The sequence below is a fragment of the Acidovorax sp. MR-S7 genome (genome assembly GCF_000400995.2).
Taxonomy (GTDB): domain Bacteria; phylum Pseudomonadota; class Gammaproteobacteria; order Burkholderiales; family Burkholderiaceae_C; genus MR-S7.
Window position 1 is genome coordinate 1 of record NZ_DF238936.1, and the last position, 19708, is coordinate 19708.

Here is a 19708-nt window from a genome sequence, read left to right on the forward strand (position 1 = left end):
TGAAAGCGCTGGAGCCGGATTTTATTGGTATTCTTGCGCCCGCACCCCGTCCATGAAAGCGCCCGCCATGCCCGCCGCACCGCCCCCGCCGCCCGCCAGCATCGGCAAGTACCGCGTCGAGCGCGAGCTGGGGCGCGGCGCCAGCGGCGTCGTCTACCTGGGCGTGGACGGTTTTCGCGGCCGACAGGTGGCCATCAAGCAGACGCATGCGCACCTGCTGGCCGATCCCGCGCAGGCCGAGCGCCACCGGCGCCTGCTGCGCAACGAGGCGCGGCTGGCCGGGCGCCTGCGCCACCCGCACATCGTGCGCCTGCTCGACGCCGACGAAGACGCCCGCCAGCCCTACCTGGTGCTGGAATACGTGGAAGGCGGCGCGCTTTCGCGCCATGCCCGCGCCGACGCGCTGCTGCCCGTGCCGCAGGTGCTGGACATCGCCTTCAAATGCGCCAACGCCCTCGAATACGCCCAGCGCGAGGGGCTGGTGCACCGCGACATCAAGCCCGCCAACCTGCTGCTGACGGCGGGCGGCGAGGTCAAGCTGACCGACTTCGGTGCGGCGCTGTCGCTGCGCAGCGAGGCCACGCAGCTCGCGGGCCTGGTGGGCTCGCCCGCCTACATGTCGCCCGAGCAGGTGCGCGAGCAGCCGCTGACGCATGCCAGCGACATGTTCTCGCTGGCCGTCACGCTCTACGAGCTGCTCACCGGCCGCCATCCGTTCGCGGGGGAGAGCGACTACGCCACGCTCTACCGCATCGGCAACGACACGCCTGCCGCGCCCAGCCTGCTGCGCGCGGCGCTGCCCTCCAGCGTAGACGCGGTGCTGCTGCGTGCGCTGGCCAAGAACCCGCGGGAGCGATACCCCACCTGGGCCGAATTCGGCGACGCGCTGCTGGCCGTGCAGCAGGCCTTGCCGCGCCTGCGCTCGCAGGACACCGAGGCCGAGCGCTTCGCGCGCCTGCGCGCGCTGGGCTTCCTGGCCGATTTCCACGACGTGGCGCTCTGGGAGCTGATGCGCCTGGGCCGCTGGCTGCGCGTGCCCGTCGGCACGGTGCTCATGCAGGAGGGCGCGGCGGGCGATTCGTTCAGCCTGATCCTGGAGGGCGAGGTGCTGGTCACGCGCCAGGGCTGGCAGCTCAGCGTGCTCGGGCCGGGCGTGACCATCGGCGAGATGAGCTACCTGCGCCCCGATGCGCGCGTGCGCTCCGCCACCGCCACGGCGCGCACCGAGGCGCTGCTGCTCAAGGTGCGCAACCCGGCGCTGCGCGGCGCCTCGGACGGGCTGCAGTCGCGCTTCGACAAGGCCTTCATCCAGCTGCTCGTGGGCCGGCTGGTGGCCGCCAACGAGCAGATCGCCGAGTGGGACCTGGGGCCGGCCGTCCCATAACGCCCGCACGGGAATTGCCGGATGGCCGGCCCCAGGCACCGCGCTGATGGCCGCTTGGCCTACAGCAGCGCGTGCCATGCCGCCGGACAATACGCCGTCCCCACCCCTGCGAGCACCATGGGCAGCACCGAAACCCCACCCCCGCGGCATCGGCCGCCGCATGTGCCCCGGATGGGGGCCGCGGCGCGCGGCACCGCGCTCGATGCGCTGGTGCCCAGCCTGCGGCTCATGACCGGGCTGGTCATCGCGGCCCTGCTCATCGCCGGGCTGTATGCGGGCAGCTCCATCCTGGTGCCGCTGGCGCTTGCCTTCCTGCTCAGCTTCGTGCTCGAACCGCTGGTGGCGCGGCTCAAGCGCATCGGCCTGCCGCGCCTGCCGGCCGTCATCGCCGTGGTGCTGGCCACGCTGATGGCGCTGGGCGTCGCGGGGCTGTTCGTGGCCAAGGAGGCGCGCGAACTCAGCGCGCAGCTGCCGTCCTACCAGACCACCATCCGCAAGAAGCTGCGCGCCCTGCGCCAGGAGCTTCGCGCGCCGGGCATGTTCGACGGCGCCAAGCGCACGCTGGACATCGTGCAGCGCGAGGTCGAGGCGGCCGGGCCCGTGCTGCCGGGCGGCGGCACGCAGCGCGCCGTGCAGCAGGTGCAGGTGCAGCCGCCGCAGCTCACGCCCGCGCAGCAGGCCATGGCCGCGCTGGGGGCGCTGAGCGGCCCGCTCACGCAGGCGGGCCTGGTGCTGGTGTTCGTGGTCTTCATCCTGCTGGACCGGGTGGACCTGCGCGACCGCCTGCTGCGCCTGTGGGGCGCCGACCTGCACCGCGCCACCGACGCCATGGACGAGGCAGGCGGGCGCATCTCGCGCTACCTCACCATGCAGTTGCTGGTCAACGTGACCTACGGCATCCCGATGGGGCTGGGCCTGTGGCTCATCGGCGTGCCCGGCGCGCTGCTCTGGGGCGCGCTGGCGGCGGTCATGCGCTTCGTGCCCTACGTGGGGCCGCTGATCGCGGCGGCCTTCCCCGTCACGCTGGCTTTCGCCGTGGACCCGGGCTGGACCCTGGTGCTGTGGGCCATCGGCCTCATCGTGGTGCTGGAGCTGATCAGCAACAACGTGATCGAGCCCTGGCTCTACGGCTCCAGCACCGGGCTGTCGGCCCTGTCGCTCATCGTGGCGGCCACCTTCTGGACGGCGCTGTGGGGGCCGGTGGGCCTGATCATGTCCACGCCGCTCACCGTGTGCCTGCTGGTCGTCGGCCGCTACCTGCCGCAGCTCGCCTTCCTGGACGTGCTGCTGGGCAGCCGGGCCGTGCTGGACGAGCCCACGCGCATCTACCAGCGACTGCTGGCCGACGACGCCGAAGAGGCCATCGAGCTCAGCGTCGCGCAGACCGAGGCGCTGCAGGGCTCCGTGCCCGCGTTCTATGCCCAGATCGGCCTGCCCGTGCTGCGCATGGCGGTGGGCGACCACGCGCGCGTGGCCACGCCCGAGCACCGGCTGCGGCTGGTGGAGGGCATGGACGAGCTGCTGGACGACCTGCAGGAGCAATACCCCGAGCCGATCGTGCCTTCGGCCGCGCCGCGCGTCGCCTGCCTGGGCGGCAAGTGGGAGGTGGACCACCTCGCCGCGCGCATGGCGGCGCATGCGCTGTCGCTGCGCGGCTGTCCGGCGCAGGCATGGGCTGCGGGCCCCGCCACGGCCGAGCCGCCGGAGGGGCTGGAGGCCGTGCGCGTGGCCTGCGTGGTCTGGCTGTCGCCCCAGCCCGCCGCCGCCGCACGCCATGCCTGCCGGCGGCTGCGGCGCCAATGGCCGCACCTGCGCATCGTGCTCGCGCTCTTGGGCGAGCCGCTGGAAGACCTGCCGGCCGAAGGCGACGGCGCGCTGTTGGGGGCCGACGCCGTGGCCACTTCGCTGGAAGAGGCGCTGGCGCAGGTGGCCCAGCTGCAGGGCGGTCCGGCCGGCGAGGCGTTCGAGGCCGCGCCCGTTCCCGCGGGCGACGCCGAGCGCGTGCAGGCCCTGCTGGCCAGCGGCGCGCTGGACAGCGACGCCCTGCGCCGGCTGTGCCAGCACGCGGCCCAGCGCGCGGCGGACATCTTCGACGTGCCGTTCGCCATGGTGTCGCTGGTGGACCAGGACCGCCAGACGGCGCTGTGCAGCCACGGGCGCCTGCCCGCCGCCGAGGAGGGCGAGTCCGAGGCCCCTGCGTGCGACACGCTGCCGCGCGAGCTGTCGCTATGCGGCCACGTAGTAGCGTCGGGACAGCCGCTGGTGGTGCCCGACATCGCCCGGGATGCGCGCTTCGCCGGCAACCCCGCGCTGCGCGAGCGCCGGCTGCGCTTCTATGCCGGCGTGCCGCTGCGCGACGCGGCGGGCCATGTGCTGGGTGCGCTGTGCCTGCTGGACACGCAAGCGCACGTGTTCGATGCGCGCGAAACCCGCTTGCTCAAGGCCATGGCGGGCGACCTCATGGCCGGCTGGGCTGACGCGCCGGCCCCGGCTCCGGCCGCCGCGGGCTCCGCCACGGTGGGGCAGATCGTGCCGCAGTAAGGCAGCAGCTTCTTACTTCGTTCCGAAAATCCGGTCGCCCGCGTCACCCAGCCCGGGCAGGATGTAGCCGTGGTCGTTCAACTCGCGGTCGATCGCCGCCGTGTAAATGGGCACGTCGGGGTGGGCCTTTTGCAGCGTGGCCACACCCTCGGGCGCGGCCAGCAGGCAGACGAACTTGAGGGAGCGCGGCTGCAGCTGCTTGAGGCGCTGCACCGCGGCGGCGGCGGAGTTGCCGGTGGCGAGCATGGGGTCCACGACGATGATGTCGCGCTCGGCCATCTCCGAGGGCATCTTGAAGTAGTACTCCACGGGCTGCAGCGTGGCCGGGTCGCGGTACAGGCCGATGTGGCCAATGCGCGCGCCGGGCACCACGTTGAGCATGCCGTCCAGGAAGCCGTTGCCCGCACGCAGGATGGAGACCAGCACCAGCTTCTTGCCGTCGATCACCTTGCCGGTCATGGTCTCCAGCGGGGTCTCGATCTGCACGTCCTGCAGCGGCATGTCGCGCGTGACCTCGTAGGCCATGAGGGTGGACAACTCGCCCAGCAGGCGGCGGAAGCTGTTGGTGCTCGCGTCCTTCTTGCGCATCAGGGTGAGCTTGTGCTGCACCAGGGGATGGTCGATGACGTGGACGTTGCTCATGGAGGGGTGTTTTTCGTGAAAAGGGATGCCCGATTTTTGCACGCCGGTTCAGCCTGCCAGGATCTCGGCGTAGCGCGCCAGGTCCACGTTGCCGCCGCTCAGGACGATGCCCACGCGCTTGCCGGCCAGGTCGATGCCGCCATGGCGTGCGCCCGCGAAGGCCAATGCGCCCGTGGGCTCCACGACGATCTTCATGCGCTCGGCGAAGAAGCGCAGGGCCTCGGCCAGCTGCGCGTCGGTGGCGGTGGCGATGTCGGCGACGCCCGCCTGGATGATGGGAAAGGTGATTTCGCCCAGCGCCTGGGTCTGCGCGCCATCGGCAATGGTGCGCGGCGTGTCGATGCGCACGATGCGGCCTGCGCGCAGGGATTGCTGGCCGTCGTTGCCGGCCGCGGGCTCCACGCCGACCACGCGGCACTGCGGCGCGTGCTGGCGCGCGGCCAGCACGCAGCCCGACAGCAGGCCGCCGCCGCCCAGCGGGGTGAAGAGGTAGTCCAGGTGCGGCACGTCCTCGATGAGTTCCAGGGCCACGGTGCCCTGGCCGGCGATGACGTGGGGGTGGTCGAACGGCGGGATCAGCGTCATGCCGCGCTCATGAGCCAGGCGGCGGCTGATGGCCTCGCGGTCCTCGGTGAAGCGGTCGTAGGTGACGACCTCGGCGCCGTAGCCGCGCGTGGCGGCTATCTTGGCGGCGGGCGCGTCCTGGGGCATGACGATGACGGCGGGCATCTCCAGCAGGCGCGCCGACAGCGCGATGGCCTGCGCATGGTTGCCCGACGAGAAGGCCAGCACGCCGCGCTGGCGCTGCGCCTCGGTGAACTGCGCCAGGGCGTTGAAGGCGCCGCGGAACTTGAATGCGCCCATGCGCTGCAGGTTCTCGCACTTGAAGAACAGCTTGGCGCCCAGCAGCGCGTCGGCCGTGCTGGAGCGCAGGACCGGCGTGCGGTGCGCCATGCCCTTGAGGCGGTGGGCGGCTTCGGCGACGTCGTCGTAGGTGGGCAGATGCATGGCGGGCGCTTTCCGGGGGGATGAGGGGGCGCGCCATCATAGCCGGGAGTGCGGCAATCTTTCATGCCGAAACCGCCTCCAGCGCTTGTCCAGCAAGCGCTGGCAGCTATGAATTTAGAGTTCGCTGAAGCGCTTGAGCGGCGCCAGGGCCGGGAAGTCGCCCGCGCGCCGCTGCTGCATGGCGGCCACGGCCTCGCCCACGTGGCGGTTGCTCCAGATGGCGCCCTGCAGCCAGCCCATCTGGCGCAGGCTGTCTTCCACGCCGTGGTCGCGCGCGTAGTGCACGGCCTGCTTGGTGCCCCAGATGGCGACGGGCGGCTTGGCGGCGATCTCGCGCGCGCAGGCCAGGGCGCCGGCGACCAGTTCCTCGTGCGAGCCGAACAGCTCGGTCACCAGCCCGCAGGCCAGCGCGCGCTCGGCCGGCAGGCGGCGGCCGGTGTAGGCCAGCTCCTTGAGCAGGCCCAGCGGCATGAGCTTGGGCAGGCGCTGCAGCGTGCCCACGTCGGCCACCATGCCGATGTTGATTTCCTGGATGCAGAAGAACGCGTCGCGCGTGGCGTAGCGGATGCAGGCGGCCGCCACCATGTCCACCGCGCCGCCGATGCAGCCGCCGTGGATGGCGGCGATCACCGGCACGCGCAGGCTCTCGATGCGCGTGAACGTGGCCTGCATGTCGGTGAGCAGGTCGAAGATGGCGGCGCGCCCCTCGGGGCTGCGGTCGTCCAGTGTGATGGCGCCGCCGAAGGTCTCCAGCGCCATGCCCGCGCTGAAGTGCTTGCCGGTGCTGCTGACGACCAGCGCCCGCACGTCGCCGGCGCGGTGCAGGTGGTCCAGCACCTGGTCCAGCTCGCGCCAGAAGGCGGGGTGCATGGTGTTCATCGCCTCGGGACGATCGAGCACCAGGTGGGCGACGTGTTCCTGGGTGGAGAGGGTGAAGCAGCGCAGATCGTTCATGGGCCGCCAATGTAGGGCGTGCAGCGCGCGGCGCTGTCGCCTGCGGGACCTCAGCGCCGCACGGTGGAGGCGTCCTGGCCGAACAGCACCTTCCTGGCGGCCTCGTCCACCGTGGGCGCGGTGTTGATGCCCTGGGCCAGTGCGTAGGCGCGCTGCGTGGCGGGCCGCGCGGCGATGCGCGCGAACCATCGCTGCAGGTGCGGGAAGGCGGCCAGGTCCTGGCGCTGCTTTTCGTGCGGCACGATCCAGGGGTAGCAGGCCATGTCGGCGATGGAATAGTCGCCCGCGATGTAGTCGCGGCCCTCTGCCGACTGTTGGGCCAGGTGCTTGTCGAGCACGCCGTACAGGCGCGCGGTCTCTTTCACGTAGCGGTCGATGGCATAGGGGATCTGCTCGGGCGCGTACTGCGTGAAGTGGTGGTTCTGCCCGGCCATGGGCCCCAGGCCGCCCATCTGCCAGAACAGCCACTGCAGCGCCTCGGTGCGCCCGCGCAGGTCCTGCGGCAGAAAGCGCCCGGTCTTCTCGGCCAGGTACAGCAGGATGGCGCCGGACTCGAAGACGGACAGCGGCGCGCCGCCGCTCGCGGGTGCCTGGTCCACGATGGCAGGGATGCGGTTGTTGGGCGCGATGCGCAGGAACTCGGGCGCGAACTGCTCGCCCTTGCCGATGTTCACCGGATGGATGCGGTAGGGCAGGCCGCTTTCTTCGAGGAACAGCGTGATCTTGTGGCCGTTCGGGGTGGTCCAGTAGTACAGGTCGATCATGGGTGTGCTCCTGAAAGGGTAGCTGGCCGCGCTTGCCGCACAAGCGCGAGAGGCCGATTTGGTTTGAAGGTTTCAGCGCTTCCTGCCGCCCAGCAGCCCGCCGAGCACGCCGCGCAGGATCTCCTTGCCCAGGTTGGTGCCCATGGTGCGCACGGCGGACTTGGCCATGGTCTGCACCAGCCCGTCCTTCTTGCCGCCGCGTGGGCCGGTGCTGCCGAACAGCACGTCGTTCAGGTTGCCCATCAGGCCGCCGTCGTCCTGCGGCGCGGCCTTGCCGTTGGGCGCCCCGGATGCGGCGCCGGCGGCGGCCTCGTCGGCACGGCCGCGCAGCTTCTCGTAGGCCGATTCGCGGTCCACGGGCGTGTCGTAGATGCCGGCGACGAGCGAGCCGGCCATGAGCGCGCGGCGCTGCGCGTCGGTGATGGGGCCGATCTGGCTGCCGGGCGGCAGCACGTAGACGCGCTCGGTCTCGCAGGGGCGGCCCTTGGCGTCGAGGAAGCTCACCAGCGCCTCGCCCACGGCCAGCTCGGTGATGGCGGCCTCGATGTTCAGTCCCGCCTTGGGCCGCATGGTGGTGGCCGTGGCCTTCACGGCCTTCTGGTCGCGCGGGGTGAAGGCGCGCAGCGCGTGCTGCACGCGGTTGCCCAGCTGCGCGAGCACGCTGTCGGGAATGTCCAGCGGGTTCTGGGTGACGAAGTACACGCCCACGCCCTTGGAGCGCACCAGGCGCACCACGAGTTCGATGCGCTCCACGAGCACCTTGGGCGCTTCGTTGAACAGCAGGTGGGCCTCGTCGAAGAAGAACACCAGCTTGGGCTTGTCGGGGTCGCCGATCTCGGGCAATTGCTCGAACAGCTCGGACAGCATCCACAGCAGGAAGGTGGCGTACAGGCGCGGCGAGTTCATGAGCTTGTCGGCCGCCAGGATGTTGACCACGCCCTTGCCGTCCACGGTCTGCATGAAGTCCTGGATGTTGAGCATGGGCTCGCCGAAGAATTCGCTGCCGCCCTGCTGTTCGATCTGCAGCAGCCCGCGCTGGATGGCGCCCACGCTGGCCGCGCTGATGTTGCCGTACTCGGTGGTGAACTCCTTGGCGTTGTCGCCCACGTGGGTGAGCATGGCGCGCAGGTCCTTCAGGTCCAGCAGCAGCAGGCCGTTGTCGTCGGCGATCTTGAAGACCAGGTTGAGCACGCCCAGCTGGGTTTCGTTGAGGTTCAGCATGCGGCCCAGCAGCAGCGGGCCCATGTCGGAGATGGTGGCGCGCACGGGGTGGCCCTGGCTTCCGAATACGTCCCACAGCGTGGCGGGGCAGGCGGCGGGCTCGGGCAGCGGCAGGCCCCGGTCGGCCAGCGTGGCGGCCATCTTCTCGGGGATGCTGCCTTTCTGGCTGATGCCGGTCAGGTCGCCCTTCACGTCGGCCATGAAGACCGGCACGCCGATGCGCGAGAACTGCTCGGCCAGGGTCTGCAGCGTCACCGTCTTGCCGGTGCCGGTGGCGCCGGTGATCAGCCCGTGGCGGTTCGCCAGGCCGGGCAGCAGGTGGCATTGGGTGGAGTCGCGCTGTGCAATGAGTAGGGGTTCGGCCATGGCGGTGCGGGAGGAGGGGGAGTCGAAAGTTAAAATCGCGGACGGTAGATTAAATCAATCAAAGGACGCCGCAGTGGCAGGACACAGCAAATGGGCCAACATCCAGCACCGCAAGGGTCGCCAGGATGAGAAGCGCGGAAAGATCTGGACGCGCATCATTCGTGAAATCACCGTGGCGGCGCGCGCCGGTGGGGGCGACGTATCGGCCAACCCCCGCCTGCGGCTGGCCATCGACAAGGCCAAGGCGGCCAACATGCCCGCCGACCGCATCAAGTACAACATCGACAAGGCCACCGGCAATGCCGAGGGCGTGAACTATGAGGAAATCCGCTACGAGGGCTATGGCATCGGCGGCGCCGCGATCATCGTCGACACGATGACCGACAACCGCGTGCGCACCGTGGCCGAGGTGCGCCACGCCTTCAGCAAATATGGCGGCAACATGGGCACCGAGGGCTCGGTGGCCTTCCAGTTCAAGCACGTGGGCCAGCTCATCTTCGCCCCCGGCACCAGCGAGGACCAGGTCATGGAAGTGGCGCTGGAGGCTGGTGCCGAGGACGTCGTGACCGACGAGGACGGCGCCATCGAGGTGCTTACCGCTCCCGGCGACTTCGAGGCCGTGAAGAACGCGCTGGAAGCCGCGGGCCTCACGCCCGACGTGGCCGAGGTGACCATGCGCCCCGAGAACACCATCGAGCTCGAAGGCGACGGCGCTGCGCGCATGCAGAAGCTCCTGGACATGATCGAAGACCTCGACGACGTGCAAGAGGTCTACCACAACGCCGCGTTATGAAGATCCTCGTCATCGGCGGCGGCGGCCGTGAACACGCGCTGGCCTGGAAGCTCGGCCAGTCTCCCAAGGCCAGCAAGGTCTACGTGGCGCCCGGCAACGGCGGCACGGCGCTCGACGCGAAGTTCGAGAACGTGCCCATCACCGGCGTGCGCGAGCTGCGCGAATGGGCGCAGGCGAACAAGATCGGCCTGACCGTCGTCGGCCCCGAGGCGCCGCTGGCCGCCGGCGTGGTCGACGAGTTCCGCGCCCACGGCCTGCGCATCTTCGGCCCGACGAAGGCCGCTGCGCAGCTCGAAAGCTCCAAGGCGTTCAGCAAGGCCTTCATGCGCCGCCACGGCATCCCCACGGCCGACTACGACACCTTCACCGACCCGGCCGCGGCCCATGCCTTCGTGGACAGCCTGGGCGCGCCCATCGTGGTCAAGGCCGACGGCCTGGCCGCCGGCAAGGGCGTGGTGGTGGCGATGACTGCCGAGGAGGCCCACGACGCGGTGGATTTCATGCTGGTGGACAACAAGTACGGCGTGGCGCACAACGACGGCGGCGCGCGGGTGGTGATCGAGCAGTTCCTCGAAGGCGAGGAGGCGAGCTTCATCGTGCTGTGCGACGGCAAGAACGTCGCCGCCCTGGCCACCAGCCAGGACCACAAGCGCCTGAAGGACGGCGACCAGGGCCCCAACACGGGCGGCATGGGCGCGTATTCGCCCGCGCCGGTGGTCACGGCCGACGTGCACGCGCGCGCCATGCGCGAGGTCATCCTGCCCACCATCCGCGGCATGGAAAAGGACGGCATCCCCTACACCGGCTTCCTCTACGCAGGCCTGATGATCGACGGCAAGGGCCACCCCAAGACGCTCGAATTCAACTGCCGCATGGGCGACCCGGAGACGCAGCCGATCCTGATGCGCCTCAAGAGCGACTTGGTGGACGTGCTGGGCGCGGCCGTGGACGGCAAGCTCGACCAGGTCGAGCTGCAGTGGGACCGCCGCACCGCGCTCGGAGTGGTGATGGCCGCGCACGGCTACCCCGAGGCGCCGCGCAAGGGCGACGCCATCAACGGCCTGCCGCCCGACGCCGACGACGCCATGGTCTTCCACGCCGGCACCGAGCTCGTCGAGGGCGTGGTGCGCACCAGCGGCGGCCGCGTGCTGTGCGTCACGGCGCTGGCCGACAGCGTCAAGCAGGCGCAGCAGCGCGCGTACGACGTGGCGCGCGGCATCCACTTCGACGGCGCGCAGTACCGCCGCGACATCGGCCACAGGGCCGTGAAATGAAGCCCGATCCCGTCGCCGTGCGCGCCTACCTCACCGACCTGCAGGCGCGCATCACCGGCGCGCTGGAAGAGGTCGAAGGCGAGGGCGGGGCGCGCTTCCGCTCCGACGCCTGGCGGCGCGAGGCCGGCTCGCCCCTGCAGGGCGACGGCATCACGCGCATCCTCGAAGGCGGGCGCGTGTTCGAGCGCGCCGGCTGCGGCTTCAGCCACGTGAGCGGCCCGCGCCTGCCGCCATCGGCCACGCAGCACCGGCCCGAGCTGGCCGGCGCGCCGTTCGAGGCCATGGGCGTGTCGCTAGTCTTCCACCCGCTCAACCCCTACGTGCCCACGGTGCACATGAACGTGCGCATGATCGCAGCGGGCGATGCCTGCTGGTTCGGCGGCGGCATGGACCTGACGCCTTTCTACGGCTTCGAGGAAGACGCGGTGCACTTCCACCGCGCCTGCCGCGATGCACTGGCGCCCTTCGGCGAAGGGCTGTACCCGCGCTTCAAGACCTGGTGCGACGAATACTTCTTCCTCAAGCACCGCGGCGAGCAGCGGGGCGTGGGCGGCATCTTCTTCGACGACTTCTCCGAACTCGGCTTCGAGCGCAGCCTGGCGATGACGCAGAGTGTGGGCGATGCCTTCCTAGGCGCTTACCTGCCCATCGTGCAGCGCCGCCAGGGCATGCCCTGGGGCGAGCGCGAGCGCGATTTCCAGCTCTACCGGCGCGGGCGCTACGTGGAGTTCAACCTGGTCTGGGACCGGGGCACGCACTTCGGGCTGCAGTCCGGCGGGCGCACGGAATCCATCCTGCTGTCCATGCCGCCGCTGGCCGCGTGGAGCTACCAGCGCGAGCCGGAACCCGGCTCGCCCGAGTTTGACCTCTCCGCGCGCTTCCTGCAGCGCCGTGATTGGGTCTGATACTCTTGTTTCGATAGCTGCCAGCGCTTATCCTGTAAGCGTTAGAGTTCTATTTCTTTCATATACCTACCGAAGACCCGCCCGATGACCACTTCCAGCAAATCGGAAACCGCCGCCAAGAAAGACGTCACCAAGCTCCAGCGCGCCATCGTCGATGGCCTGGAAGACGTCAAGGCGCAAGACATCCAGGTCTTCAACACCGAGCACCTCTCGCCGCTGTTCGAGCGCGTGATCGTCGCCACCGGCACCTCCAACCGCCAGACCAAGGCGCTGGCCTCCAGCGTGCGCGACGCCGTGCGCGAGGCCGGGTTCCCTAAGCCGCGCACCGAGGGCGAGGACAACGGCGAATGGATCATCGTGGACTGCGGCCAGGCCGTGGTGCACGTGATGCAGCCCGCCATCCGCCAGTACTACCGCCTGGAGGAGATCTGGGGCGACAAGCCCGTGCGCCTGAAGCTCGGCGCACCCAAGCCGGCGGCGTCCAAGCCGGCCAAGGCTGCGCCTGAGTCCAAGGCCAAGCCTAAGGCCGCCGCGAAGAAGGCTCCGGCGAAGACCGCCTCCAAGGCTCCCGCAGCGAAAAAGGCGCCGGCCAAGACCCCCGCCAAGGCCCCGGCGAAGCAAGCCGCCGCGAAGAAGGCGCCCGCCAGGAAGGCCCCGGTGAAGACCATCGTGGTCAACAAGCCCGTGGCGAAGAAGGCAGCCGCCAAGGCTCCGGCCCGCAAGGCCCCTGCCAAGAAGGCCCCGGCGCGCAGGGGCTAAGAAGGTGTGAACGAACCCGCCATGCCCGCTCGTCCCGCAAAAACGCACGCCCTCGGCGTTGCAAATGCTCGCCATAGCACGGGCTATGGCTGCGCTTTGCGCCTTGATGGCGCACGTTTGTGCGGCCCGCTCGGGCACGCCGGATTCATTCACACCTTCTGATGAAGCTGCTCATCGTCGCCGTGGGCCAGCGCGTGCCCGACTGGGCGCAAACGGCCTACGACGACTATGCCAAGCGCTTCCCGCCCGAGCTGAAGGTCGAACTCAAGGCCGTCAAGACCGAGCCGCGCGGCTCCAAGACGCTTGAAACCCTGTACGCGGCGGAGCGCGAGCGCATCGAGGCCGCCATCCCGCGCGGCACCCGCATCGTCGCGTTGGACGAGCGCGGCACCTCCCTCACCACCAAGGCCCTGGCCCAGCGCCTGAAGGACTGGCAATTGGGCGGCGACGACGTGGCGCTGGTCATCGGCGGCCCTGACGGACTCGACCCGGCATTGCGCCAGTCGGCGCACGAACGCATCCGCCTCTCGGACCTGACGCTGCCGCACGCCATGGTGCGCGTGCTGCTCATCGAACAGCTCTACCGCGCGTGGTCGGTGAACGCCGGGCATCCCTATCACCGCGAGTGATACTACGCTTTTGATAGCTGTTCGCGCTTGCCATATAAGCGCTGGAGGCTGATTTGACCCATAACTTCATCTACCTCGCCTCGCAAAGCCCGCGCCGCCGCCAGCTGCTCGAACAGATCGGCGTGCGCCATGAACTGCTGCTGCCCGGCACCGACGAGGACGCGGAAGGACTGGAAGCCGTGCTGCCCGGCGAGGCGCCGGCCGACTACGTGCAGCGCGTCACCGGCCTGAAGCTCGACGCTGCCGTCGCCCGCCACGCGCGGCGCGGCCTGCCGCCCGCGCCCATCCTGTGCTCGGACACCACGGTGGCGCTGGGCCGCACGATCCTCGGCAAGCCCGAGGGCGCGCAGGATGCGGCGCGCATGCTGGCCGAGCTGTCCGGGTGCGAGCACGAGGTGCTGACCGCCGTGGCGCTGCAGGACGGGCCGCGCCGCAGCGCGGCGCTGTCGGTCTCGCGCGTGCGCTTCGCCGCGATGACGCCCGCGCAGATCGACGCCTACGTCGCCAGCGGCGAGCCCATGGGCAAGGCCGGCGCCTACGGCATCCAGGGCCGCGCGGCGGCCCACGTGGAGCACATGGCGGGCAGCTATTCCGGCATCATGGGCCTGCCCCTGTACGAAACGGCGGGGCTGCTGCGCGCGGCAGGCTGGGCGCTATAGGCGGGTTGCGCGCGGCGTTGTTCCGGGCGCGGGGTGCGGGAGGCGCGGCCCCATGGCACAGTGGCCTCCATGGCCAGACCCATCCCACCCCTCAACCCCTTGCGCTCCTTCGAGGCAGCGGCGCGCCACAACAGTTTCGCGCGCGCCGCGCAGGAGCTGTCGGTCACGCCGGCGGCCATCAGCCGGCAGGTCAAGCTGCTCGAGGACTATTTCGGCGTGGAGTTCTTCCGGCGCGAGCCCAGCGGCATCAGCCTCACGCCGGAGGCCATGGACTACGCGAAGGGCCTGGGCAAGGCGTTCCGGCAAATCGCTTCGCTGACCGATGAATTCCGCACGCGGCACACCTCCAGCATCCTGACCATCCGCGGCTACACCACGTTCCTGGTGAAGTGGCTCGTGCCCCGGCTGCCGGACTTCCAGGCGGCGCACCCCCACATCAAGGTGCGGCTCTCCGGCGGCTCCTCCGCGCCTGCCGCGGGCAGCGGCGGGCAGGCCGACATCGTGATCCGCTACGGCGGCCCGCACTGGCCCGGCCACCGGGCGCTGCTGCTGTTCCGTGACGAACTGGTGCCGGTCTGCAGCCCGGATCTGCTCGCGCGCCAGTCCGGGGGCACCGCGGCCGCCGATCCCGCGGCCATCGCCGGATGGCCCCTGCTGTCGCTGGAGGCGCGCCGGCAGGACTGGCACGACTGGTTCACGCAGGCGGGCGTTCCCATGCCACGGCAGCGCCTGCAGTCGTTCGAGGACATGGCCGTGGTGCTGGAGTTCGCGCGCCGGGGGCTGGGCGTCGCGCTGGTGCAGCGCCGCTACGTCGAGGAAGAACTGGCCGCGGGCAGCCTGGTCGCCGTGTCGGACGTGGTGCTTGGCCGGGAGCTCGGCTACTACGCCCTGGCACGCGAAGAGGGCGCGGAAAAGTCGAAGGTGGATGCCTTCTTCGCATGGCTGGAGATGGTCGTTCCAGACCCGGAGCAGGCTTACCAAAAGTAAGCCTGGACGGTACATATTCTCGTTTGAAAGTCCACGCCGCGCGGCGCAGACTGCGGTTCCAACGGCATCGCCATCCCTGCGGCGGATGCGCTCCACAAGAAGCAAAGGAACCTCCGTGGACTTTCACCTGAACGAACAACGCAAGCTCATGATCGCCTCGGTGCGAGACTTGGCCCAGGGCAAATTCAAGACCCGGGGCCTGCAGTACCTGGACGGCAGCTTTCCCTGGGACAACATCCGCGAACTGGCGCACATCGGTGTGCTGGGCATGGCGGTTCCGGAGGAGTACGGGGGGCTGGGCCTGCCGGTGTTCGACACGGCCCTGATCCTGGAGGAGATCGCCAAGACCTGCTACGTCACCGCGATGGCGGTGCTGGGCGAGGCGGGCGTGCAGACCCGCGTGATCTCCACCTATGCGCCCAAGGAGATGCGCGAGCGCATCCTGCCTAAGGTGTGCACCGGCGAATGCATCCTGGCCGTGTGCATGACGGAGCCGCATGCGGGCACCGATGTCGCCAACTACCGGACCAACACGGTGGTGAAGGGCGACCGCCTGGTGCTCAACGGCACCAAGACGCTGATCAGCCGCGCACCCGAGGCCGGCGTGTTCGTGGTTTTCACGCGCATCAACGGCCAGCCGGGGCGCGAGGGCATCGGCTGCGTGCTGGTCGAGGCAGGAACGCCGGGGCTGGCCGTCACCGGCACCTACCACACGCTGGGCGGCGAGAACCTCCACGAGGTGCAGTTCAACGATTGCGAGCTGCCGTTGGAGAACCTCGTCATCCGCGAGGACGGCTTCAAGAAGCTGCTGACCGCGTTCAACACGCAGCGCTGCCTGAACCCGAGCATCTCCCTGGGACTGGCCGAGGGGGCGTTCGATGAATCCATCAAGTACGTGAAGGAGCGCTCCATCTTCGGCGGCCCCATCTCCGATTCGCAGGGCATCCGCTGGAAGCTCGCGGACATGTACCGCGACATCGAAGGTGCGCGCGGCCTGCTGTACAAGGCCTGCGCCTCGGCCAACCCCTTCCCCGACCCGTTCCAGAGCGCTGTGGCCAAGATCACATGCAACGAGGTGGCGATCCGCGTCACCAGCGAAGCCATCCAGGTGCACGGCGGGTACGGCTTCACGGACGAATACCTGGTCTCGCGCCTGTTCCGGGGTGCGCGCTACGGCACCCTGGGCGGCGGGGCCACCGAAACGCTCAAGGACCTGATCGGGCGCCGCCTGGTCAAGGACGGCGACTCGCCCGACGGCATCCTGGCGCTGGCGGCCTGAGCCGCGCCATGTTCGAGGACTCCATGCACACAGACACCCTGCCGCAGCATGTCCCGCTGCTGATCGACGGCCAGTGGATCGAGACGCCCGAACGGGTGCCCGCCTGCAACCCCTTCACCGGGCGCAGCGATTTCTCGGTCTGCGAATGCAGCGACGAACTGCTGGACCGTGCGCTCGCCGCCGCGGCTGCGGCCAAGGCCGCCATCGCCGCCATGCCCGCGCGCGACAGGGCCGCGCTGCTGCGCCAGGCGGCGCAAGGCATCCGGCGGCACAGCGCGTCGATCGCGCGGACCATGGCGATCGAAACCGGCAAGCCCGTGGCCGACGGACTGACCGAAGTCCTGCGCAGCGCCGAGACCTTCGAGCTGTCCGCACAGGAGGCGGTGCGCATCGAGGGTGCGCAGATTCCCATGGATTCCAGCGCCATCGGGGCGGGTAAGCTGGGCGTGAGCCTGCGCTTTCCCGTGGGCGTGGTGGCAGCCATCACGCCTTTCAACGCGCCGGTCAACCTGACCGCCCACAAGCTGGGACCGGCATGGGCCGCGGGCAACGCGGTCGTGCTCAAGCCCTCACCGCAGTCCGCGCTGACCATTTGCCGGCTGGCCGAGGTGCTGCTGGAGGCCGGCATTCCCGCCGGCTGGCTGCAGGTGGTGCAGGGCGACCGGGCCGCGGCCCGGCTGGTGGCTGCGCCGCAGGTGGACTTCGTCTCGTTCACGGGATCGAGCCGCATCGGGGAACGGGTGAAGGCCACGAGCGGCCTCAAGCGCGTGGCGCTGGAGCTGGGCGGCAACGGCTTCACGGTGGTCGCCGCCGATGCGCCGCTGGAGGAGGCCGCGCAGGCCTGCGCGCGCAACAGCATGCGGCTGGCGGGCCAGAGCTGCATCTCCGTGCAGAACGTGCTGGTCCACCGTTCGCTCTACGAGGCGTTCACGGCCCGCGTCGCCCAGATGGTGCAGGCGCTGCGCGTGGGCGATCCGCTGGACGAGGGCACCGAGGTGGGCCCGGTGATCTCGGCGCATTCCGCGCGGCGGATACAGGGGCTGGTCGACGATGCCGTGGCCGCCGGCGCCAGGCTGGTGTGCGGAGGCAGCCACGAGGGCGCCCTGGTGCAGCCCACCGTGCTGGCCGACGTGCCCTGGCACTGCGAAGCCATGCAGGGCGAGGTGTTCGGCCCGGTCGTGCTGCTGGCGCCCTTCGACGACGTGGGGCAGGTGTTCAACCTCGTCAACGCCGGGCCGTTCGGACTGCAGGCGGGCATCTACACCCAGTCGCTGCCGCTGGCCATGCAGGCGGTGCGCGCGCTGCGCATGGGCGCGGTGATCGTCAACGGAACCTCCACCTGGCGCTCGGACCAGGCGCCCTACGGCGGCGTCAAGGCCAGCGGGATCGGCAGGGAAGGGCCGCGCTTCGCCATCCAGGACATGACCGAAGAGCGGTTCGTCGTCTTCAACGTTTGAGAGGCAAGGGAACGACATGTTGTTGCTCGAAGCGGATGGAAAGCGGCTGCTGAGCGAGGCCGGCATCGCCGTGCCGCGCGGGGTGCGCGTCCGTGAATCGCAGGCGGTGCCCGCGCTGCCCGGCCAGGGGTCTTGGATCGCCAAGGCCCAGGTGCCCGTCGGCGGGCGCGGCAAGGCCGGCGGCGTCCGGCGCGTGGCGGATGGCGCCGGTCTGCCCGCCGTACTGGACGCGTTGTTCGGCCTGCGCATCAAGGGGTGCCGCGCCAGGGATGTATTGGTCGAGGAGGCGTGCGCCGGCGCGGAGCACTACCTGGCGCTCATGGTGGATGCGAGCGCGGGCGGCATCCGCCTGATCCACAGCCCGCAGGGCGGCGTGGACATCGAGGCCCACGCGGCGACGGGCCAGGGCTTCAACGAACTCCTGCCGCTGGACGAGGCGGCCCTGCGCGGCGCCGTGCGGCGCATGAGCGCGCAGGCCGCTCCCGCGCTGCGCGCCGGACTGCAGGAGGTGGGGGAGCGCCTGGTGGCGATGTTCCTCGCCCACCGCCTCATGCTGGCCGAGATCAACCCGCTGTTCGCGCAGGAGGACGGCCGCTTCGTCGCGGGCGACGCGAAGGTGGTGGTCGACATGAATGCCGTGGATGCGGCTTCTCCGGTGCGGGCGATCCTGGCCGAGCAGCGGGACCTGTACCCCGATGCCTGGCGCAAGCTCTCCGAGGATTTCGACTTCGTCGAAATCGACCCGGCCGGCCGCGTGGGACTGGTCACCACGGGCGCGGGCCTGTCCATGATGCTCATCGACGAGCTGGTGGGCCAGGGCATCGCGCCGTTCAACTTCTGCGACATGCGCACCGGCCAGATGCGCGGCAGCCCCGAACGCCTGCTGCGGATCTTCGACTGGCTGGCCGCGGCGCCGGACGTGCAGGTGGTGCTGGTCAACATCTTCGCCGGCATCACGGACCTGTCGGAGTTCACGCAGCTGCTGGTGGATGCGCTGCAGGCCCGGCCGGAATGCCGCTGGCCGATCGTGGCGCGCCTGGTGGGCAACGGGGAGGAGCAGGCCAGGGCGATCATCGCGCGCCACCCGGAGCTGCCCATCGTCTTCGAGCCCGACCTGCAGCAAGCCATCGCACGGGTGGGCCGCCTGCTGGGCAAGGCCTCGTGCACCCAGGAACAGGGAGCACTCCATGCTGTTTGAACTGGACCGCGCCACGCCCGTGCTGGTGCAGGGCATCACCGGGCGCATGGGGCAGAAGCACGCGGCGCTGATGCAGCGCTACGGCACCCGCATCGCCGGGGGCACCGGGCGCGTGCGCGCCGGTGAGCCCCAGGCGTTTCCCGTCTTCGGGGACTGCGCCGAGGCCGCGCGCGCCACCGGCGCGCGGGTCAGCATCGCCCTGGTGCCGCCGCAGTCCACCTTGCAGGCCGTGGCGGAAGCCGTCCATGCCGGCATGAAGGTGGTGGTGACGGTGGCGGAAGGCATCGAGGTGCATGACGCGCTGCGCATCCGCGCGCTCACCCGCGAGGCCGGCGTGGAATGGGTCGGCGCCTCCACGCCGGGGCTGTGCATCCCAGGGCAGGCGAAGCTGGGCTTTTTGCCCGACATCTCGCTGGCGCCCGGTGCGGTGGGCGTGATGTCCAAGAGCGGGACGCTGTCGTACGAAGTCGGCCGGCGCATGGTGCAGCGCGGGCTGGGCCAGAGCGTCTGGATCGGCGTGGGCGGCGACCCGGTCAAGGGCCTGCGGTTCGCGGACCTCGCGGAAGGCTTCGCGCGCCATGCGCCGACGCAGGCCCTGCTGCTGGTGGGCGAGATCGGCGGGGACGAGGAAGAGGAATTCGCCGAGGCCTGGGCCGCGCTGCGCTGCCCCAAGCCCGTGTTCGCCCTGGTCGCCGGCGCGCAGGCCAAGGAAGGCGTGACGATGGGCCATGCGGGCGCGCTGGTGCTGGGCGAGCGGGGAACGCTGGCCTCCAAGCAACGGGCCCTGCGCGCCGCGGGCGCCCAGGTCTTCGACACCATCGAGGCGCTGGTGGAGGCCCTACCGGCCGCGCCAGGCCCCGATTCTCACCACTGAATCACAAGAAGGAC

18 protein-coding genes are annotated in these 19708 nt (G+C 70.3%); 13 read left to right on the plus strand and 5 right to left on the minus strand.

Annotated elements, in window-relative coordinates:
* The first annotated feature begins 67 nt into the window (after positions 1–67).
* Together AVS7_RS13555 and AVS7_RS13560 are read left to right on the plus strand one after the other, a co-directional pair.
* Positions 68–1384, plus strand: a complete 1317-nt coding sequence (locus AVS7_RS13555) for a protein kinase (RefSeq protein WP_020228949.1) — start codon at positions 68–70, stop codon at positions 1382–1384.
* 117 nt (positions 1385–1501) lie between these two features.
* Positions 1502–3925, plus strand: a complete 2424-nt coding sequence (locus AVS7_RS13560; protein WP_200405928.1) for an AI-2E family transporter — start codon at positions 1502–1504, stop codon at positions 3923–3925.
* A gap of 12 nt (positions 3926–3937) precedes the next feature.
* On the opposite strand, the gene upp is transcribed toward AVS7_RS13560, so the two are convergent.
* The 5 genes from upp to AVS7_RS13585 form a co-directional block, all read right to left on the minus strand.
* Positions 3938–4567, minus strand: a complete 630-nt coding sequence (gene upp, locus AVS7_RS13565; RefSeq protein ID WP_020228951.1) for a uracil phosphoribosyltransferase — start codon at positions 4565–4567, stop codon at positions 3938–3940.
* A 48-nt stretch (positions 4568–4615) separates the two neighbouring features.
* The gene (locus tag AVS7_RS13570) at positions 4616–5575 is read right to left on the minus strand and encodes a threo-3-hydroxy-L-aspartate ammonia-lyase (RefSeq protein WP_020228952.1); all 960 of its coding nucleotides are present in this window, start codon (positions 5573–5575) and stop codon (positions 4616–4618) included.
* Positions 5576–5689: 114 nt separating this feature from the next.
* Positions 5690–6529, minus strand: coding sequence for an enoyl-CoA hydratase-related protein (locus tag AVS7_RS13575; protein WP_020228953.1), 840 nt, complete (start codon positions 6527–6529; stop codon positions 5690–5692).
* 50 nt (positions 6530–6579) lie between these two features.
* Positions 6580–7293, minus strand: a complete 714-nt coding sequence (locus tag AVS7_RS13580; RefSeq protein ID WP_020228954.1) for a glutathione binding-like protein — start codon at positions 7291–7293, stop codon at positions 6580–6582.
* Between the two features lie 72 nt (positions 7294–7365).
* Complete coding sequence (locus AVS7_RS13585) at positions 7366–8880, minus strand: helicase HerA-like domain-containing protein (protein ID WP_020228955.1); 1515 nt, start codon at positions 8878–8880, stop codon at positions 7366–7368.
* 73 nt (positions 8881–8953) lie between these two features.
* Here AVS7_RS13585 and AVS7_RS13590 point away from each other — a divergent pair, with 73 nt between their 5' ends.
* The 11 genes from AVS7_RS13590 (at position 8954) to AVS7_RS13640 (ending at position 19694) form a co-directional block, all read left to right on the plus strand.
* The gene (locus tag AVS7_RS13590; protein ID WP_020228956.1) at positions 8954–9673 is read left to right on the plus strand and encodes a YebC/PmpR family DNA-binding transcriptional regulator; all 720 of its coding nucleotides are present in this window, start codon (positions 8954–8956) and stop codon (positions 9671–9673) included.
* On the plus strand, positions 9670–10947 hold the full coding sequence (purD, locus tag AVS7_RS13595) for a phosphoribosylamine--glycine ligase (RefSeq protein WP_020228957.1): 1278 nt from the start codon (positions 9670–9672) through the stop codon (positions 10945–10947). Before AVS7_RS13590 ends, purD begins: the two co-directional genes overlap by 4 nt.
* Positions 10944–11852 carry an oxygen-dependent coproporphyrinogen oxidase gene (gene hemF / locus AVS7_RS13600; RefSeq protein ID WP_020228958.1) on the plus strand — a complete coding sequence of 303 codons (909 nt, stop codon included), beginning with the start codon at positions 10944–10946 and terminating at the stop codon, positions 11850–11852. The genes purD and hemF overlap by 4 nt, the downstream gene beginning before the upstream one ends.
* Positions 11853–11936: 84 nt before the next feature.
* Positions 11937–12611 (plus strand): ribosome silencing factor, encoded by a 675-nt coding sequence (rsfS, locus tag AVS7_RS13605; RefSeq protein WP_020228959.1) that lies wholly within the window; start codon positions 11937–11939, stop codon positions 12609–12611.
* 161 nt (positions 12612–12772) lie between these two features.
* Positions 12773–13240 (plus strand): 23S rRNA (pseudouridine(1915)-N(3))-methyltransferase RlmH, encoded by a 468-nt coding sequence (gene rlmH / locus AVS7_RS13610; RefSeq protein ID WP_020228960.1) that lies wholly within the window; start codon positions 12773–12775, stop codon positions 13238–13240.
* 53 nt (positions 13241–13293) lie between these two features.
* On the plus strand, positions 13294–13899 hold the full coding sequence (locus AVS7_RS13615; RefSeq protein WP_020228961.1) for a nucleoside triphosphate pyrophosphatase: 606 nt from the start codon (positions 13294–13296) through the stop codon (positions 13897–13899).
* Positions 13900–13968: 69 nt separating this feature from the next.
* Positions 13969–14886 carry a LysR substrate-binding domain-containing protein gene (locus AVS7_RS13620; protein WP_034690941.1) on the plus strand — a complete coding sequence of 306 codons (918 nt, stop codon included), beginning with the start codon at positions 13969–13971 and terminating at the stop codon, positions 14884–14886.
* A gap of 115 nt (positions 14887–15001) precedes the next feature.
* Entirely contained in the window at positions 15002–16165 is a 1164-nt protein-coding gene (locus tag AVS7_RS13625) for an acyl-CoA dehydrogenase family protein (RefSeq protein WP_020228963.1), read from the plus strand.
* A 23-nt stretch (positions 16166–16188) separates the two neighbouring features.
* The gene (locus tag AVS7_RS13630; protein ID WP_034690947.1) at positions 16189–17622 is read left to right on the plus strand and encodes an aldehyde dehydrogenase family protein; all 1434 of its coding nucleotides are present in this window, start codon (positions 16189–16191) and stop codon (positions 17620–17622) included.
* A 16-nt stretch (positions 17623–17638) separates the two neighbouring features.
* Positions 17639–18820 carry an ATP-grasp domain-containing protein gene (locus tag AVS7_RS13635; RefSeq protein WP_020228965.1) on the plus strand — a complete coding sequence of 394 codons (1182 nt, stop codon included), beginning with the start codon at positions 17639–17641 and terminating at the stop codon, positions 18818–18820.
* Positions 18810–19694, plus strand: a complete 885-nt coding sequence (locus tag AVS7_RS13640) for a hypothetical protein (protein WP_020228966.1) — start codon at positions 18810–18812, stop codon at positions 19692–19694. The genes AVS7_RS13635 and AVS7_RS13640 overlap by 11 nt, the downstream gene beginning before the upstream one ends.
* Positions 19695–19708: the final 14 nt, after the last annotated feature.